Raw genomic sequence first — 17362 nt, 5'->3', positions numbered from 1 at the left:
GCCGATGCACCGCGCGCTTGCCGAGCCGATCCTGCTTGGCGGGGCGCCGCGAGCGATCGCGATCGTCAATGGTACGATCGCGGCCGCGCTCGGACTCGGTCTCCAGCAGTGGATCGCCGGGCTGGCCATGTGGGCGTTCGGGCACACTCTCGCGGTGTTCGCCGCCAAGCGCGATCCCGACTTCGCCCCGGTCCTTGTCCGCCACCTTCGCCAGAAGGGGCATCTGTCATGCTGAATCTGCGCGAATACCGTCAGAAGGCCGACCGGCTCGCCGATCATCTTCCATGGGCGGCGCTTGTCGCGCCCGGCGTGGTGCTCAACAAGGACGGCAGCTTTTTGCGCGTCCTCAGGTTCCGCGGCCCCGATCTAGAATCCGCCACCGAAGCCGAGCTTGTCGCCGCCTGCGCGCGGGCGAACAATGTCCTGAAGCGCTTCGGCTCGGGCTGGGCACTCCATTTCGAGGCCGAGCGGCGCGAAGCGCTGGGTTATCCCGACAGCAGCTTTCCCGATGCGGCGTCGTGGCTGGTCGATGAGGAACGGCGCGCGGCGTTCGAAAGCGCGGGCGCGCATTTCGAGAGCCGCTATTATCTGACGCTCACCCTCCTGCCTCCGCCCGATCAGGCGGACACGGCGGGCCGAGCGCTGATCGAGCGCAGCGACGACGCGAAGGGCCGCGACTGGCGACAAGCGCTTGCCGGCTTCATCGCCGAGACGGATCGTGCGCTTGACCTGTTCAGAGGCTTCATGCCCGAGGTGCGCGCGCTCGGCGACAGCGAAATGCTGACCTTTCTCCACGGTGCGATCTCCGCGCGCCGCCATGTCGTCGCCGTGCCCGAAACGCCCATCTATCTGGACGGGCTGCTCGCCGACACGCCGCTGACCGGCGGGCTCGAACCGATGCTCGGCGACGAGCATCTGCGGACGCTCACCATCCTCGGATTTCCGAACGCGAGCCGTCCCGGCATCCTCGACGGACTCAACCATGAGGATTTTGGCTATCGCTGGGTGACGCGCTTCATTGCGCTCGACAAGACCGACGCAACCAAAGCGCTCACTCGCCTGCGGCGGCAGTGGTTCAACAAGCGCAAGTCGATCACCGCGCTGCTGCGCGAAGTCATCTACAACCAGCCGGTCCAGCTTCTCGACAGCGATGCCGACAACAAGGTGGTCGATGCCGACCTCGCCTTGCAGGCGCTCGGCGGCGATCATGTCGCGTTCGGCTATCTGACGACGACGATCACCGTTGCCGATATCGACCGCGCCCGCGTCGAGGAAAAGGTCCGCGCGGTCGAGCGCATCGTCAACGGGCTCGGCTTCACCTGCATCCGCGAGGGCATGAATGTGGTCGAGGCGTGGCTGTCGAGCCTGCCGGGCCATGTCTATGCGAACGTCCGGCAACCGATCGTCCACACCCTGAATCTCGCGCATCTCATGCCGCTGTCCTCGGTATGGGCAGGACCGGCGCGTAATCCGCACCTCGACGGTCCGCCGCTGCTTTATGCGGAAACCAGCGGCTCGACGCCGTTCCGTCTCAGCACGCATGTCGGCGACGTCGGTCATATGCTGATCGTCGGACCCACCGGGGCCGGAAAGTCGGTGCTGCTCGCAATGCTCGCGCTTCAGTTCCGGCGATATCCAGACTCCCAGGTCTATGTCTTCGACAAGGGATTTTCGGCGCGCGCGGCCGTGCTGGCGATGGGCGGCGCGCATCACGCGCTCGGGCTTGGCGGTGAGAGCGGTCATGCCGATGACGTGGGCGGGCGAACGATCGCCTTCCAGCCGCTGCGCCACATCGATCGCTCCAACGCACGCGCCTGGGCGACCGAATGGATCGGCGCGCTGCTCGCCCATGAGAAAGTACTGGTCACACCCGAGATCAAGGAGGCCGTCTGGTCGGCGCTCACCAATCTCGCGACCGCCCCGATCGAGGAACGCACGCTCACCGGCCTGTCGCTGCTGCTGCAATCGGCACCGCTGCGATCGGCGCTCGCGCCCTATACGCTCGAAGGATCGTTCGGCCGCCTGCTCGACGCCGCCGAAGACGATCTAGCGATCGCCGACGTGCAGTGCTTCGAGACTGAAGCGCTGATGGGGCAGGCGGGCGTCGTTGCGCCCGTGCTGACCTACCTGTTCCATCGTCTCGAGGAGCGCTTCACCGGGCGGCCGACGCTTCTCGTACTGGATGAAGCCTGGGTGTTCCTCGACCACCCGCTGTTCGCCGCGCGCATCCGTGAGTGGCTGAAGGTGCTGCGCAAGAAGAACGTCAGCGTCGTGTTCGCGACACAGAGCCTAGCCGATATCGCCGACAGCACGATCGCGCCGGCCATCATCGAAAGCTGTCCGCAGCGCATCTTGCTGCCCAATGATCGGGCGATCGAGCCGCAGGGCCAGACGGTCTACGTCCGCTTCGGTCTCAACGCGCGCCAGATCGAACTGGTCAGCCGCGCGACGCCCAAGCGGCAATATTATCTGCAATCAGCGCGCGGCAACCGGCTGTTCGAGCTTGGGCTAGGCCCGATCGCGCTGGCGTTGTGCGGCGCGTCCGATCCCGACAGCCAGAAGCGCATAGACGCGGTGCTGGCCGAAAAGGGCCAGGCCGACTTCGCCGCGACCTTTCTCTCCCAAGCCGGCCTCGATTGGGCGGCCGACCTGCTTGGGCGTCACCCTGCCGCCCGCCCCCCAGAAGACAAGGAGTAATTTCCCGTGCCCCGTATCCCTATCCGCAAATATGCGTGCCTCTCCGCTCTCGCGCTCGGCGCCGTCGGCTCGCTCGGTATCGGCATCGCGTTGACCTCGACGCCCGTCGCGGCCCAGCTCAGTGTGTTCGATCCATCGAACTATTCGCAAAACCTGCTCACCGCCGCGCGCACGCTTGCCCAGATCAACAACCAGATCCAGAGTCTCCAGAACGAAGCGCAGATGCTGATCAACCAGGGCAAGAACCTGTCCCGGATCGATTTCCCGCAACTTCAGGAGCTTCGCCAGCGCCTCCAGCAGATCGACCAGCTCATGGGCCAGGCGCAGGGCGTCGACTTCCGCATCGATCAGCTCGACGAGCGCTTCCGCCAGCTCTACCCGCAGGAGTTCGATCAGGTGTTCCGCCGCGATCAGCGTGTGGCTCGCGCACGCGATCAACTCGATACCGCGATGTCCGCGTTTCGCCAGACGATGGGGGTCCAGAACCGCATCGTCGACAACGTACGGAGCGACACGCAGGCGCTCGCCGACATCGTCGCGCGCAGCCAGGGCGCGGAAGGCTCGCTTCAGGCGCAGCAGGCCACGAACCAGCTTCTCGCGCTCACCGCCAAGCAGCAGCTCCAGCTTCAGCAAATGATGGCGGCGCAGTTCCGGGCGGAATCGGTCGAGCAGGCGCAGCGGGGCCAGATCGCGCGCGAGGCACGCGAGTCGACGCGCCGCTTCCTCGGCGACGGCAAGGCTTACACGCCACGCCAATGAGCTGAGGCAGGCGAGGACCGCGCCCCCAGCTCCCCCCGGGTCCGAACCTGTCTCGTCGCGGGGGCCGTAGGGCTTGCCCCTCTCATGGCCGCCGGTCCCCGCGACACCTTTCAACTTCAAGCAGGAACCCGCCCATATGGATGACCTGAATGTCATCGATCAGTTCATGGAGGCCTTCGCCTCCTACATCGACAGCGGGTTCGGCCTGTTGGGCGGTGACGTCGGTTTCCTGACCACGATCCTGATCGGCATCGACATCACGCTCGCCGGGCTGTTCTGGGCGCTCGGCGGCGAAGACGACGTCATCGCCAAGTTCCTCAAAAAGATCCTCTATGTCGGCGTCTTCGCCCTGATCCTCAACAGCTTCTCGACACTGTCCGATATCATCTTTCGCAGCTTCGCCGGCCTCGGCCTCACCGCAGGGGGCAGCGCGATTACGGCTGACGATTTATTGCGACCCGGCAAGCTGGCCGGGACCGGCTTCGAGGCAGCATGGCCGCTCCTCGAGCAGGCGAAGGAGTTGGTTGGCCCGATCGCCTTCTTCGACAATTTCATCGAGATCGCCGTGCTGGTGATCGCCTGGGTCGTCGTCATCGCCGCCTTTTTCATCCTCGCGATCCAGCTTTTCATCACAATCCTCGAATTCAAGCTTACTTCGCTCGCCGGCTTCGTGCTCGTGCCCTTTGCGCTGTGGAACCGCACGTCGTTCCTCGCCGAACGGGTGCTCGGGAACGTCGTCAGTTCGGGCATCAAGGTCATGGTGCTCGCGGTCATCGTCGGCATCGGCTCTAACTATTTCGCCGACTTCACCAGTGCGATCACCGGCGACGAGGTGTCGATCGAACAGGCCGTGTCGCTGATGCTCGCGAGCCTCGCGATCTTTGGCCTCTCCATCTTCGGCCCGGGAATCGCATCCGGCCTCGTCGCCGGCGCGCCGCAGCTCGGCGCCGGATCGGTGATCGCCACTACCGTGCTTGCCGGCGGAGGTCTTGCGATGGCAGGCGCTGGCGCCGTCGGCGCGGCACGCGGTCTCGCGGGGGCCGGTCTCGGCGCGATCCGCGCCGGTACATCGATGGGGTCTGCCGCATCCACTGCCTACAAGCTCGGGCAGGAAACCTCGGGCTCGACCAGCGTCGGCGCGGGCCTCGGCGGCGTTGCGACCGCCATGCGCGGCGCGGCTGCCAACCGGATGAGCGGCGGTCTCGGCGTTAGCGCTGCCGCCGATCGTGGGCAGCGCGCCGCATGGGAAGCAGGAAGCACCCGTGCCGGCGGCGCCGCCCCCGCAGCCGCGCCGATAGGCGCAGCTGAAGGAACACCCGCCTGGGCGCAGAAGCTTCATGCCAGCCAGAATGCTCGCCACCGCCGCCAGATGGCGATCCACGCAATCCAGGGCGGCGACCGCGGCGGCGCTGGCGCCACTCCAGACATCAAGGAAAGGGACTGAGCGATGAAATTTCGACGCGCATTGCAGCGCTATGGGCGAACGCCCGAACCCGAGACACCCTACCAACGAGCGGGCCAGCTTTGGGATGAGCGTATCGGCTCGGCTCGCGCACAGGCGAAGAACTGGCGGCTGATGGCCTTCGGCGGCCTGTTCCTGACCACTGGTCTGTCGGGCGCGCTGGTCTGGCAATCGATGCAAAGCCGCGTCGTGCCCTATGTGGTCGAGGTCGATGCACTCGGGCAAGCACAGGCCGTCGCGCCTGCCGCCAAGGACTATCGGCCGACCGATCCGCAGATCGCATGGTTCCTCGGCCGGTTCATCACCGGCGTTCGAGCGCGCTCGCTCGATCCGGTATTGATGCGTGAAAACTGGCTATCAGCCTATGATTTCGCGACCGAACGTGCGTCACTGTTCCTCGGCGAATATGCCCGCACCTCCAATCCGTTCGCCGATGTCGGGCGCAAGACGGTTTCGGTGCAGGTGACGAGCGTCGTCCGCGCGTCGGATACGAGCTTCCAGGTCAAATGGACCGAGCAGCAATATGAGCGGGGAAGCCTCGCCAGCACGTCACGCTGGACGGCGATGCTCACGGTGAAGATCAAGCCGCCGCGCTTGGCCGATGTGCTCCGAAAAAACCCGCTCGGTCTCTATGTTGACGCGATCGACTGGAGCCGCGAACTGGAAACGCCTCAGGACCGGCCGCCTTCGCCGCAACCATCGGCCGTGCCCGATCCCGCACAATCACTCCCGGTCGCGCCGCCCACCGACATTCCGCTGGGCTCGCCGCTCGATCCGACCCTTGCTCAACCCGCAGCCGCACCATCCCCCGAAAGGACCGACCAATGATCCGTGCCCTCATCCTGGCGGCGAGCGCGATGGCGCTTGCCATGGGCGTCGCTGCGCAGAGCCGCGAACCCGCGTCACCCACCGCGCGCGTCACTGCCGCCAACCGGGCGGCACTGCGCGAGCCGTCGAGCGCGGGATATATATATGCCGTCCAGGTCTATCCCTGGGCGGAAGGCGTGCTCTACCGGCTCTATGCCGCGCCCGAGCGCATCACCGACATTGCCTTGCAGCCGGGCGAAACGATTGTGTCCGTCGCCGCCGGCGACACCGTGCGCTGGACTGTCGGCGATACCACCAGCGGCATCGGCGAAAGCAAGCGCGTGCACATCCTCGTCAAGCCGTTTTCGGCGGGCCTACGCACAAACCTTGTCATTGCTACCGATCGCCGGACCTACCATCTCCAGCTCGAAAGCACGCCCGCGACCGCGATGGCGGCGATCTCCTGGACCTATCCACATGACGAGCTGATCGCGCTCCGGCGTCAGCGCGATGCAGCCGTGGCGGCGACGCCGATCGCGTCGGGCCTCTCGGTCGAAAGCCTCAACTTCAACTATGCGATCTCGGGCGACAAGCCGGCCTGGCGGCCGCTGCGCGCGTTCGACGATGGGCGGCAGACCTACATCGAGTTCTCGCCTGCGATCGCCGTGGGTGAGGCGCCCCCGCTGTTCGTGATTGGCGAGGATGGCGAGGCCCAGCTCGTCAACTATCGCGTCGCCGGCCGCTATTATGTGGTCGACCGCCTGTTCGGTGTCGCCGAGCTGCGCCTTGGCGGCAAGAAACAGCAGATTGTCCGTATCACCGCCGCCCAGCCGAAGAGCCGGCAGCGCAAGGCCGGGAGGGGCGCGTGACCGATCCAACCGCTTCTTCCGCGCCGATCGCGGCGCCCAAAGCCGACCCCGAAACGCTCGTTCTGCGCGCGGCGCCGGGCCGCGTCACCCGTTTTCGCCGCGGTGCGATCGTCGCCATCGCTGCCGCCGGCTCGACCGCGATCATCGGCGTCGCCTGGCTGGCGCTCAAGCCCGCGACCCTGAGCCTGATCGCACGAAGCGATGAAAAGCTGGTTGGCGCGAAGGCGCCGCCTGATGCGCTCGCGGGCGCGCCGACGAGCTATGGCGACGTGCCGAAGCTCGGGCTACCGCTTCCCGGTGATCTCGGGCGGCCGATCCTCGAGCGCCAGCGGCAGCTTGGCGGGATGGTTCCCCCTGACCCCGCTGCCGATGCGGTGAGCCGGGCCGCGCAGGAAGCCGAAGCCGAGCGCCAGCGCATCGCCGCTGAGCAGAAGGCCGCACGCGAGTCTGGCGTCATGCTGCAATTGGCGGGCGGCGGTCGCGCCGCCGCCCCTGCACCGGTGACTACCGATGCAAGTGTTCCGCCAGCATCGGCCGAGACTGCCAAGCCGCTCCTCGACCCTGACCGAGATCCTAACGCCCAGGGGCGCAAGAACGAATTGGTCGGCCACGCCAATCGCGACGACGACATCAATCCGCACGCGCTGGCGCAGTCCGTATCGCCTTGGACCTTGCAGGCCGGCAGCATCATTGCCGCGAGCCTCATAACCGGGCTCAACTCGGATCTTCCCGGGCTCGTCACCGCGCAGATCACGGAGAACGTCTATGACAGTGTGACCGGGCGCGGTCTGCTCATTCCGCAAGGATCGCGGCTGATCGGCAGCTACGACAGCGTTGTAGCGTTTGGGCAGAGCCGTGCGCTGGTCGTCTGGCAGCGGATTATCCTGCCCGACGGCTCGTCGATTCGTATCGACAATGTGCCGGCGACCGATACGCAGGGCTATGCGGGTCTGTCCGACCGGATCGACCGGCATACTTGGCAACTTCTGAAGGGCGTCGCCCTGTCGACACTGCTGGGCGTCGGCACTGAATTGAGCTTCGGCAGCACCGAAAGCGACCTTGTCCGGGCGATCCGCGAGTCAGCGCAGCAGAGCGGCGCGCGCGCCGGCGATCAGCTCGTCACGCGCAATCTCAATATCCAGCCGACCTTGCGCGTGCGTCCCGGCTGGCCGCTACGGGTGGTCGTGCACAAAGACATCATATTGCCCGGACCCTGGGGAGGCCGTCATGGCTGATTTGAAGCTGCCAAGGCTGCCCGATCGGACGCCGGCTAAGATCACGATCAACGTCATGCCGGATCTCATCGAAGCGCTGAACGACTACGCCGAGGCCTATGAGGCGGCCTACGGCCGACGCGAGTCCGTACCGGACCTCATTCCATTCATGCTTAGCGGCTTCCTGGCGAGCGACCGCTCGTTCAGCCGGGCACGTAAGAAATAGTCCGATGTCGGCCCGGCAGCCTGCAACGAATGGCGACGACGCGCCCCCGATTGGGCCGATAAGCGTTCGCATTCCCGACGCAGTACGGATGACGGGGCTCAGCAAATCCAAGATCTACCAGCTCATCGCTTCCGGCGACATCGAGGCAGCCAAGGTCGGCCGTGCAACCGTGGTGTTTGTCGATAGTCTGCGGTCCTTTCTGCGATCACACTGTAAACAGCCGCGTTCTCGGGCGTAGCAGGGATCGCGCATGTCGGCCTGTCGATATTTCGGCACGGCCTGTCGCGAAGGGGTAAAATTGGGGGTGGATTGAGCGGAATTATCGGCACGACGATCAAGAACGTTGTTATAAATCAGTATCTTATGTTTTTCGTGTGAATCCCTCCTCCGCTACCAAGAAATAATCTCATTTATCAGCGACTTGGATCAGTGTTCTGGCTCGTCAGGTGCCTGCGCGATTCATCGTTCTCCATCGATCTTTTCGTCGATTTTCTCCATGCTGCGGCGCCTCCGCGCAACACGGATGCACCACGTCGTGCACCTTGCGGCGGGGCTTGTGAACAAGTGGGGTAGTCCTGTCGAAGGCGGGCTGATCCATTCGCTATCACGCTGATAACGAATGTTTACGGGCAGGTCGGCGGCGCTGCAGTGCTGGACATTCCTGAACTGACTGCAAGGTTGAAAATGCGCGCCGCTACCGTTCTCCAGAACAGCGAAGACGTTAGCGCTCGCGCACGGCCGTCGTACGAATCTCGTCGATCGGGCTCAGCAGATAGGAGGCGAGCGAACGGCGGCCAGTGCGGATGTCGGCGGTGACCGCCATGCCGGGGGTGAGGGGGATCGTCGCACCGTCGCGTCGGATCGTCGCGCGGTCCAGCGCCACTCGCGCGGTGTAAATGAGGCCGCGCTTCTCGTCCTGCACCGCGTCCGAGCTGATCTGTTCGAGCCTGCCCGGCACGGCGCCATAGCGGGTGAAGGGAAAGGCCTCGATCTTGAGCGCGACCGGCTGGCCGGCGCGGACGAAGCCGACATCCTTGTTGGCGATCGCCACTTCGGCGACCAGCTTCCCGCGCGCGGGCACGATTACCATGATCGGCTTCGCTGCCTCGACCACGCCGCCGACGGTGTGGACGGCAAGCTGTGTGACCGTGCCGTCGACCGGGCTGACGAGGCGCTGGAGACTGCTGCGTTTCGTCGCCTTGGTCAGCTCCTCCTTGCGCAGCCGCGCGTCGCTCTCGGCTCTGGCAAGGTCGGCGAGGATGCGCGCGCGTGCCTCGGCGATGGATTGGCTCGAGTTGCCGCCCGCCACCGCGATCTGCGCCTGTGCCTTGCGGGCGGTGGCGAGCGCGGCGTCGCGGTCGCGCTCGGCGACGAGGCGCTGGCGGCGCATTTCGATCACGCGCAGCTTGGAAACATAGCCTTTCTCGAGCAATTTCTCGTTGGCGGCGATCTGTTCGTCGAGCAGCGGCAGGGTTTCGTTGAGCTTGGCTGCCTGGATTTGCGCTTCGGCCCGGGCCGCACGCGCGGATTCGGTGTCGGCGGCGCGCGTCTGGCCACCCGCCCGTATCTCGGCCAGCTGGGCGCGGGCGAGCGCGAGCTGGGTAGCGGCGACGTCGGCCGTGGTTCCGGCGGGCGGGGTGAAGTGCAGACCCCGTCCGTCGAGCGCGGACAATATGGCGCGCAGCCGCGCGGCGTCGAGCGCGACCGCCTCCAGCGCTTTGCCGGCTTGCGCCGTGTCGGCGTCCGAGACGGTCGGATCGAGTTCGACCAGCGGCTGGCCGGCGCGGACGCGCTGACCGTCGCGGACCAGTATGGCGTGGACGATCCCTGCTGCGCCGGGCTGGATCAGCTTGACGTCGTCGGCGGGGACCAGCTTGCCCGGCGCCGAGGCGACGACGTCGACCCGGCCGAGGACCAGCCAGAGCAGCGCGACTGCGAGCAGGCTGAGCAATAGCCAGGACGTGACCCGCGCGGTTGGCGACACGGGACTCTCGACCACTTCGAGCGCGGCTGGAAGGAAGTCCGTCTCCTCGGTGCGCAGAACTCCCCGCGACTGCGCACGCTCATTGTCGAGCGCATCGCGCACCGCTGTCCAGTGACGGGTGATCGCGTTCATGCCGCAGCCCCCGCCTGAGCACCGATCTGGCGGTGATGGAGCGCGGCATAGCGGCCGCCGAGGCCGAGCAGTTCGTCATGTGTGCCGCTCTCGACGATGCGCCCCTTGTCGAGTGTCAGGATGCGGTCGCACTGGCGGATCGCGGAGAGACGATGCGCGATGATCAGCACGGTGCGGCCGGCGGCGATCGCCTTGAGATTGCGCTGGACGATCTCCTCGCTCTCGGCATCGAGCGCCGACGTCGCCTCGTCGAGGATCAGGATGCGCGGGTTGGTGATCAGCGCGCGGGCGATGGCGAGGCGTTGGCGCTGCCCGCCCGAGAAGTTGACACCGCGCTCCTCGACGATCGTGTCATAGCCCCGGGGCAGCGCGAGGATGAAGTCGTGCGCGCCGGCGAGGCGGGCAGCGGTCATGACCTGCTCGATCGGCGTGACGGGATCGGCGAGCGCGATATTCTCGCGGATCGAGCGGTTGAACAGGATATTCTCCTGCAACACCACGCCGATCTGGCGGCGCAGCCATGCGGGGTCGACCTGCGCGATGTCGACGCCATCGATCAGCACGCGGCCGCTCGCGGGCAGATAGAGGCGCTGGAGCAATTTGGTGAGCGTCGACTTGCCCGAGCCCGAGGCCCCGGCGATCCCGAGCGTGGCGCCGGCGGGCAGGTCGAGGTCGATGTCGTCGAGAGTCCACGGGCCATCTGCCGCATAGCGGAAACGGACGCCTTCGAAGCGGACATGGCCCTGGAGCGCGGGCAAGGCGGTGCGCGATCCGGCGCCGGGCTCGGCGCCGGCGTTGAGGATGTCGCCCATCCGCTGAACCGAGAGGCGGACCTGCTGGAAATCCTGCCAGAGCTGGGCCATGCGGATGACCGGGCCGGAGACGCGCTGGGCGAACATGTTGAACGCGACCAGCCCGCCGATGGTCAGCGCACCGGCGATTACCTGCTGCGCGCCGAAGAACAATATCGCGGCGAGGCTCAGCTTGGAGATGAGCTGGACCGCCTGACTGCCTGAGTTGCCGAGGTTGATCACGCGCTGGTTGGCGGCGCTGTACGCGGCGAGCTGACGTTCCCAGCGGTCCTGCCATTGCGGCTCGACGGCCGCAGCCTTGAGCGTTTGCATGCCCGAGACGCTCTCGACGAGCAGCGCGTTGTTTGCGGCGCCGCGCGCGAACTTCTCGTCGAGCCGGCGGCGCAACGGACCGGTGACGACGAGCGAGACGATCACATAGGCGGGGAGAGTGAGTGCGACGATGACGAAAAGGAGCGGCGAATAGAGCCACATCGCCGCCATGAAGACGATCGTGAACAGCGGGTCGATCAGGACGGTGAGCGACGCATTGGTCATGAATTCGCGCACCGTCTCCAGCTCGCGGACGCGGGTAACGGTGTCGCCGACGCGGCGATTCTCGAAATAGGCGAGCGGCAGGCGGAGCAGGTGGCGGAAGAGGCGGCTGCCCAGTTCGACGTCCAGCTTCTGGCTCGTCTCCGAATAGAGGCGGGTGCGCAGCCAGCCGAACGCGACTTCCCAGAGCGAGACGATCACCAGCCCGATGGCGAGCACTTGGAGGGTGGCAAAGCTGTTGTGCGCGAGCACCTTGTCGACGACATTCTGGAAGAACAGCGGCGCGGCGAGGCCGAGCAGGTTGAGCGCGAGGGTGATCAGCAGCACCTCGCCGATCAGCTTCCGGTATTTGACGATCTGGGGAACGAACCAGGTCATGTCGAAGGCGGGTGCAGCCACCTGCGCGGAATCACGGGTCGCGACGAGGAGCAGATCGCCCGACCACCGGGCCTCCAGCGCGGTGCGGTCCCAGCGTTCGATCGCCGCACCGGGGCGCTGGATGGCCACGGCATCCTCCCCGACGCGGCCGATCACGAACCAGCCGTCGACACCGCCAGCCATCACCGGCATGGGAAGACGCCGCAACCGCTCGAAATCGCCGGTTGTGGCGCGAGCGCGGACGCCATCGATGCGTTTTGCCAGGCGGACCAGATCGGATGCCGCGACGGAGTCGGAATGGCCCAGGCTGTGGCGCAATTCGGCCGGGTCCGCCGCGATACGGTGCATGGCGAGGATCAGGGCGAAGGCGGCGAGCCCGTTATCCACGGGCGGCTCCGGCGTCCCGAGGGACAGGTCCTGCTGCACGGTGGGTCTCCGATCGGATTCTTGAGGCGTTGACAATCTGCGGGGTGCGGCAACCTGAATCGTCCGGCACGAACCTTGGTAGCGGCCAAAGCCCGGAGAGCGAAGGCGCCGTGGCTCCGGTCGTCGGAGCAAAGGGGCAATTCGGCTTTCGCAGGTGCAGCATATGGTTGACCCGGGTGCCATCGCGGGCTGTTTGGTCGCGATTGCGCGGGGGTGACTTTTTGGGCCTATGACGGGAGCCTTGCCATGCCTACGCTGTACATCTCACCGACCGGCAGCGGTTCGGGCGACGGATCGAGCGCCGCGAACGCCGCGATGCTGGAGGATTTGCCACAGTTGATTGCGGCGGCCGGGCCGGGCGGGCAGGTGCTGCTGCTCGCCGACCAGGGGGCCTATACTGCGCCGACCGGAGCGCTGGCGATCGTCGGGGGAGGCACGGCGAGTGCGCCCGTGACGATCCGCGGGGTCGACAGCGCGGGCAACGCGATGGCGGCGACGATCGCCGGGACGCGGCCGGAGTCTTTCGACCCGGCCAATCCCTCGGGAGAGGAAGTCTTTCGGCTGCTGAGTGGTGCCGACAATCTGCGCTTCAGCGATCTGGCCTTCGAAAATGTCGGAACGGCCTTTCGTGTCGGTGCCGATGTGCGCAACCTGACGATCGAGCATGTCGACGCCGCGAACGTCTCGCGTTTCTTCGACAATATGGTGTCGGGGGCCAATGCCAGCGCGACGATCTCCGGGCTGACGATCCGCGACGTCGCGGTGGACGGCTATTCGAAGGGTGCGATCCGCATCCAGTACGACACCAATAACGTGCTGATCGAGAATGTCCGTGGCGACAGCCAGTTCCAGGATGGCGACAATTTTGCGATCGGCATCCATATCACCGGCACCGCGCACGATGTGACGATCGATCGCGTTGCCATGCGCAACACGCTCGATACGGTGAATGATTATCGCAACGGCGACGGTTTTGCGACCGAACGCGGTACCTATGACATCACGCTGCGCAACGTGATCGCCACCGGCAACAGCGATGGCGGGCTCGACCTGAAGAGCGATAACATCGTGGTCGATGGCGCGATCGTCTCGGGCAATGGCCGCAACGTCCGGCTGTGGGGCACGGGCGCGCAGCTCAGCAACATCGTCAGCCTCGATGCCGGGGCGCCGCTGGCGGGCGGCAACCGCGAGCATATCTGGCTGGCCGAAGGCGCGAGCGCGACGATCGACGGGGCGTTCTTCTCCGATCCCGGCTCGCCTACCCTGTTCAACCTCGCCGAGCGGAACGGCCTGCTGACGGTGCGCGATTATGGCCTTGCCACCGGTGCGGGGACGGTGACCTCGAAGAAGGGCACGGGATCGGTGCTGACCCTGGACGGGCAGCGCGTAGTGGTCGCGGCGGGGACGGCGGGCGATGACCTGATCGGCGGCTCGGCGGGCGCTGATGCATTGATCGGCGGCGCGGGCAGTGACATGCTGGTCGGTAATGCTGGAGACGATGTGCTGGCCGGCGGGTCGGGCGCGGACATACTGGTCGGCGGCGCGGGACGTGATCTGCTCAGCTACGCAGGCAGCGGTGCTGCGGTGCAGGTCGACCTGATGCGGCTTTCCGCCAGCGGTGGCGATGCCGCGGGCGATCTGTTCGACGGGTTCGAGGATGTCGAAGGCTCGGCCTTTGCCGACACGCTGGCGGGCGATGCGGGAGCGAACCGGCTCTTCGGCGGGAATGGCGACGACAGGCTTTCGAGCGGCGCGGGGGACGACATGCTCGATGGCGGCGCGGGCGCGGACCTGCTCGATGGCGGGGCCGGGATCGACCGGGTCGATTATGGCAGCAGCGGTGCGGGCGTGGTCGTCGATCTCGCAGATGGCGCGGCGAGCGGCGGCGAAGCGGCAGGTGACCGGCTGATCGGGATCGAGGCGGTGGAGGGCTCGGCCTTTGCTGACACGTTCTCGGGCGCGGAGGGCGCGGACTCGTTCGGCGGCGGCGCGGGCGATGATCGGATCGACGGGCGTGGCGGCAATGATCTGCTTGCCGGCGGCGCGGGTGCCGACACGCTGATCGGCGGCGCCGGGTTCGACAGCGCTGACTATTCAGGCAGCGGTGCGGCGGTCATGGTCGACCTTGTTGCGGGCGCCGGTGCAGGCGGCGATGCCCAGGGCGACCGGCTTCAGGGGATCGAACGGCTGATCGGCTCGCGCTTCGATGACGCACTGACTGGCGACGCGTTCGACAACGTCCTGATCGGCGGCGCGGGCGCAGACCGGCTGACCGGCGGCGCGGGGACCGACACCGCCGATTATGCGGCGAGCGGCGCGGGAGTGACCGCCTTGTTGGGCGGCACCGGCACTGGCGGCGATGCCCAGGGCGATGTGCTGGCTGGGATCGAGAATCTCGTCGGCTCGCGTTTCGGCGATGTGCTGGTCGGCGATGGCGCCGCCAACGCGCTGTCGGGCGGCGCGGGCGACGACCGGCTGGCCGGCAAGGGCGGCGCGGACCGGCTCGACGGCGGTGCCGGCACCGATGCGGCGGACTTTTCGAGCAGTGCGAGCGCGGTGACGGCCGACCTGGTCGCAGGCACGGCCTCGGGCGGGGCCAGCTTGGTCGCGATCGAGGATCTGATCGGCTCGGCATTCGACGATGCGCTGACCGGCGAGGCCGGGAACAACCGGCTGACCGGCGGTGCCGGCGCGGACTTGCTCAATGGGCGCGATGGCTTCGATACCGCCGATTATTCGGGTTCGGCGGCGTCGGTGCAGGTCGATCTTGCCCTGTCGGTGCAGGCCAGCACCGGGGATGCGGCGGGCGACCGGCTGACGAGTATCGAAGCCGTCGCGGGCTCGGCCTTTGCCGACATGCTCGCGGGCACTGCTGCGGCCGAGGCGCTGTATGGCAGCGCGGGCGCCGACCGGCTCGACGGCCGCGGCGGGGATGACCTGCTTCAGGGCGGCGCAGGAGCCGACACGCTGATCGGTGGCGACGGGATCGATACGGTCGATTACGGCGGTAACGCGGTGGCGATCTCGATCAACCTCCAGACCGGTACGAGCAGCGGCGGCGAGGCCGAGGGCGACCGGTTCGATGGCGTCGAGCGCTTCATCGGCACGGGCTTTGCGGACACGCTGATCGGGGATGGCGCCGACCAGCTTCTTGTCGGCGGCGCCAGCGGCGACCGGATCGATGGTGCGGGCGGGTTCGATACCGCGGTCTATTCGGGCAGCGCCGCGGGGGTGAAAATCAACCTCGCCACTGGCGCCGTGTCGGGCGGCGACGCGCAGGGCGACAGTCTTTCCGGTATCGAGGCTGTAGTCGGCAGTGGTTTTACCGATACGCTGACCGGCGATGCCAATGGTAACAGGCTCGAGGGCGGCGATGGCAACGACGCGATCGATGGCGGCGCGGGCTCGGATGTGATGATCGGCGGCGCGGGGGATGACAGCTATGTGGTCGACAATGCAGGCGACCAAGTGACCGAGGCGATCGGCGGCGGGGTCGATATCGTGCGCACCAGCCTGTCGTCGCTGACGCTGGCTGAGGGTGTCGAGGATCTGAGCTATACCGGCAGCGGCAGCTTCGCCGGCAAGGGCAATGCGCTCGACAACAGCCTCTACGGCAAGGCGCTGAATGACGTGCTCTACGGGCTCGACGGTGACGACAAGCTGGTGGGCGGTGCCGGCGCCGACCTCCTCGACGGCGGTGCGGGACGCGATCAGGTCGATTACACCAAGTCGGCCGCGATCATCGTGAACCTCGCGACCAATGTCAATCGCGGCGGCGAGGCCGAAGGCGACCGGCTGATCGGCATCGAGACGGTGATCGGCTCCAACTATGCCGACAGCATCACCGGCACCGACGATCTCCTGGTCGGCGACATGCTCTATGGGCGCGGCGGCGATGACGTGCTGATCGGCGGGGTTGGCGACGACCAGCTCGATGGCGGCAGCGGCAATGACGTGCTGCGCGGCGGCACGGGCAACGACCTCTATGTCGTCTACGAAGCCGGCGATCAGGTAATCGAGGCGGCGGGCGAGGGACGCGACCGCATCCGCACCGCCGCGACCAGCTACACGCTTGGCGCCAATATCGAGGAGCTCGTCTATACCGGAACGATCGGCGCGACGATGACGGGCAATGCGCTCGACAATTTCATCGTCGGCAGCGGCGGCGAGGATCGGCTGGCTGGCGGCGACGGCGCGGATGTGCTGCGCGGCGGGGCGGGCGGCGATATACTCGACGGCGGCGCGGGATCGGACACTGCGGAATATGCTGGTTCGCTCGGCGGTGTGCTGGTCAACCTGCGCGCGCAGACTGCGACTGGCGGCGATGCCATGGGCGACCGGCTGGTGAGTATCGAGAATGCTCAGGGCTCCGCCTTCACCGACGTATTGCTGGGCAGCGCCGGAGCCAATGTGCTGACCGGCGGCGAAGGCGACGATGCGCTCTCGGGCGACGACGGCAACGACACGTTGCGCGGCGGCATCGGCGCCGACCGGCTCGATGGCGGTAAGAACGAGGATGCGCTCTACGGCGATGATTGCGACGACACGCTGTACGGTGGCCAGCAGACCGACCGGCTCTATGGCGGCGCGGGCAACGATCTCCTCGTCGGCGATACCGAATGGATCTCTTCGCTGGCCGCCAGGGACAATCTCGACGGCGGCGATGGCGATGATGTACTGGTCGGCGACGGGATGAGCATGACCGCGAACGGGGTCGGCGGCGCCGATACGCTGACAGGCGGGCTCGGCAACGATGTGCTGTACGGCGATGCGGTCAACATGGCGGCCGGCGCGCGCGGCGGGGCGGACAAGCTGACCGGCGGGGGCGGGAGCGATCGTTTCGTCTTCGCGGCCGGATCGGGCGCCGACGAGATCACCGACTTCGCGCGCGGCGGCGCCGAGGCCGACCGGATCGACCTCAGCGCCTTCGACATCGCCTATGAGGCGCTACGCTTCACCACGAGCAGCGCGGGGGTGACGATCCAGCTGGGTGGCACCGACACGATCTTCGTGCGCGGCGTTACCGCACTCGATCAGGCGGACTTCGTCTTCGGCTGACGCG

Annotated in this window: 12 protein-coding genes; 10 read left to right on the top strand and 2 right to left on the bottom strand. The window is 66.8% G+C overall.

Annotated elements, in window-relative coordinates; all coding sequences use genetic code 11:
- Positions 1 to 4: 4 nt before the first annotated feature.
- The 9 genes from JHC57_RS03515 (at position 5) to JHC57_RS03475 (ending at position 8272) form a co-directional block, all read left to right on the top strand.
- Positions 5 to 235, top strand: a complete 231-nt coding sequence (locus JHC57_RS03515) for a VirB3 family type IV secretion system protein (RefSeq protein WP_051035683.1) — start codon at positions 5 to 7, stop codon at positions 233 to 235.
- Positions 229 to 2697, top strand: coding sequence for a conjugal transfer protein TrbE (trbE, locus tag JHC57_RS03510; RefSeq protein WP_017499933.1), 2469 nt, complete (start codon positions 229 to 231; stop codon positions 2695 to 2697). Before JHC57_RS03515 ends, trbE begins: the two co-directional genes overlap by 7 nt.
- Positions 2698 to 2703: 6 nt before the next feature.
- On the top strand, positions 2704 to 3456 hold the full coding sequence (gene trbJ, locus JHC57_RS03505; RefSeq protein WP_017499932.1) for a P-type conjugative transfer protein TrbJ: 753 nt from the start codon (positions 2704 to 2706) through the stop codon (positions 3454 to 3456).
- A gap of 136 nt (positions 3457 to 3592) precedes the next feature.
- Positions 3593 to 4900, top strand: coding sequence for a P-type conjugative transfer protein TrbL (gene trbL / locus JHC57_RS03500; protein WP_017499931.1), 1308 nt, complete (start codon positions 3593 to 3595; stop codon positions 4898 to 4900).
- A 3-nt stretch (positions 4901 to 4903) separates the two neighbouring features.
- Positions 4904 to 5746: a conjugal transfer protein TrbF gene (gene trbF / locus JHC57_RS03495; RefSeq protein WP_026108910.1), complete on the top strand. Its 843-nt coding sequence runs from the start codon at positions 4904 to 4906 to the stop codon at positions 5744 to 5746.
- Positions 5743 to 6594, top strand: coding sequence for a P-type conjugative transfer protein TrbG (gene trbG / locus JHC57_RS03490; protein ID WP_006635655.1), 852 nt, complete (start codon positions 5743 to 5745; stop codon positions 6592 to 6594). The genes trbF and trbG overlap by 4 nt, the downstream gene beginning before the upstream one ends.
- Positions 6591 to 7829, top strand: a complete 1239-nt coding sequence (locus tag JHC57_RS03485) for a TrbI/VirB10 family protein (RefSeq protein WP_017499929.1) — start codon at positions 6591 to 6593, stop codon at positions 7827 to 7829. Before trbG ends, JHC57_RS03485 begins: the two co-directional genes overlap by 4 nt.
- On the top strand, positions 7822 to 8034 hold the full coding sequence (locus tag JHC57_RS03480) for a DUF2274 domain-containing protein (protein ID WP_017499928.1): 213 nt from the start codon (positions 7822 to 7824) through the stop codon (positions 8032 to 8034). The genes JHC57_RS03485 and JHC57_RS03480 overlap by 8 nt, the downstream gene beginning before the upstream one ends.
- Before the next feature lie 4 nt (positions 8035 to 8038).
- A complete protein-coding gene (locus JHC57_RS03475; RefSeq protein ID WP_051035681.1) occupies positions 8039 to 8272 on the top strand; it encodes a helix-turn-helix domain-containing protein in 234 nt (77 codons plus the stop codon).
- Positions 8273 to 8755: 483 nt separating this feature from the next.
- Here the strand turns inward: JHC57_RS03475 and JHC57_RS03470 are convergent, their stop codons facing one another.
- Both JHC57_RS03470 and JHC57_RS03465 read right to left on the bottom strand, forming a co-directional pair.
- Positions 8756 to 10150: an HlyD family type I secretion periplasmic adaptor subunit gene (locus JHC57_RS03470; protein WP_294028700.1), complete on the bottom strand. Its 1395-nt coding sequence runs from the start codon at positions 10148 to 10150 to the stop codon at positions 8756 to 8758.
- Positions 10147 to 12261: a type I secretion system permease/ATPase gene (locus JHC57_RS03465; RefSeq protein WP_294028699.1), complete on the bottom strand. Its 2115-nt coding sequence runs from the start codon at positions 12259 to 12261 to the stop codon at positions 10147 to 10149. The genes JHC57_RS03470 and JHC57_RS03465 overlap by 4 nt, the downstream gene beginning before the upstream one ends.
- 285 nt (positions 12262 to 12546) lie before the next feature.
- Here JHC57_RS03465 and JHC57_RS03460 point away from each other — a divergent pair, with 285 nt between their 5' ends.
- Positions 12547 to 17358, top strand: a complete 4812-nt coding sequence (locus JHC57_RS03460) for a hypothetical protein (protein WP_294028698.1) — start codon at positions 12547 to 12549, stop codon at positions 17356 to 17358.
- Positions 17359 to 17362 lie beyond the last annotated feature (4 nt).

The organism is Sphingopyxis sp., assembly GCF_016463645.1.
In the GTDB taxonomy this organism is placed as follows: Bacteria; Pseudomonadota; Alphaproteobacteria; order Sphingomonadales; family Sphingomonadaceae; genus Sphingopyxis.
This window is presented reverse-complemented; position numbering and strand designations above follow the sequence as displayed.